Here is a 631-nt window from a genome sequence, read left to right as displayed (position 1 = left end):
AGAGACAAGCTTAACACGTTACTTCGCAAACATGGATTGCTAATAGCCAGAGGTTTTCGAAAGCCTCGTACAACTCAATCAAACCATCTGCTTAGGCGATATCCTGACCTGGCCAAACACCTTCTTCCAGATCGTTCTGAGCAATTCTGGGTATCAGACATAACTTTTATCTGTATCGGTTACAGCTTCAATTATCTGAGCCTGGTAACAGATGCATACTCAAAAAGGATCATGGGCTATTGCCTGCATCCTTATTTGACAAACGATGGCAGTATCAATGCTTTAAAGATGGCTTTACAAAACCGTTCCTATCATTTACCGCTGATCCACCACTCGGACAGAGGCGTACAGTATTGCAGTTATGACTACATTATCTTACTTAATGAACATAAAATAGGAATCAGTATGACCCAGCACGGAGAGGCTTACGAGAACCCTATAGCTGAGCGGATTAATGGTATTCTGAAAACCGAGTTTAAGCTCGGTGAAGTATTCAGGTCCAGAACTGAAGCTTTATTGGCTGTAAGAAGAGCGGTGGAAGCTTACAATACCCTCAGACCTCATATGAGCTGCAGCTTAATGACGCCTTCTGCCGCACATCAAGCTACTGAACCGCTTGTTAAACATTGGA

Annotated in this window: 1 protein-coding gene; it reads left to right on the top strand. The window is 43.1% G+C overall.

Features of this window, described 5'->3' with window-relative positions:
* Window positions 1-36: 36 nt before the first annotated feature.
* Window positions 37-631: transposase (locus ACNOHI_RS25050; RefSeq protein ID WP_420477440.1), on the top strand; the 595-nt coding region annotated here is incomplete at its 3' end.

The sequence above is a fragment of the Noviherbaspirillum sp. ST9 genome (assembly GCF_048799745.1).
Classification (GTDB): Bacteria; Pseudomonadota; Gammaproteobacteria; order Burkholderiales; family Burkholderiaceae_D; genus Noviherbaspirillum.
This window is presented reverse-complemented; position numbering and strand designations above follow the sequence as displayed.